We start from the raw sequence: 571 nt of genomic DNA, 5'->3' as shown, positions 1-571 counted from the left end.
TAGTTAATCCGTCATAGGGATTATTTTCAAATTTAAAAATGGCGAAGCTTTCAGGCTTTACTGGCAGGAAGGGATCACAGGCTCATGAAAAGGAAAGTACCTGTAAAAGAGCCAAAGGCATAAATGGAATTTGTGACTGGAAGTCTTGCGGCGGCGGTGCCGTAGAAAGCCAGTGCTTTCGGACGGGAGCGTCCCATGCAAGACTTATAGTGGGGCGAAGTTAGCCTTGAAAATGGACAAAGTCAAGTGTGCTAACTTCGGACAGGGGGTTCATTTACAGGTCTTTCTAGTGTTAGAAGAAGCCTGTGATGGATGGATTTTAAAGCCTACCGCCCCTGGCCACGCTTGCCGATACGCAGCATCAACAACATGGCCTGTGGCTAAAGCAGCCATTTAGAAAAAGAAGAATGAATGGAGAAAATAACCCAACGAGCAGCTTGTTTTTCCCTGAATAAAAAAGAAATTAAGATCAGCAGTCACTACAAAAAAGGAAAAACAAGCACGGATAACTACGCCCATAAACCACCAAGGCCAGCAGGCAAGCCTTGGCGCTTTCTGGCCTTGTTCGTTA

The 571-nt window shown here is 45.5% G+C and carries 1 protein-coding gene; it reads right to left on the bottom strand.

Annotated features, from left to right (window positions below):
* Window positions 1-74: 74 nt before the first annotated feature.
* Entirely contained in the window at window positions 75-197 is a 123-nt protein-coding gene (locus GXP69_RS19255) for a hypothetical protein (RefSeq protein ID WP_262887459.1), read from the bottom strand.
* Window positions 198-571: the final 374 nt, after the last annotated feature.

It is taken from the genome of Pontibacter burrus, assembly GCF_010686685.1.
GTDB classification, from domain to species: domain Bacteria; phylum Bacteroidota; class Bacteroidia; order Cytophagales; family Hymenobacteraceae; genus Pontibacter; species Pontibacter burrus.
This window is presented reverse-complemented; position numbering and strand designations above follow the sequence as displayed.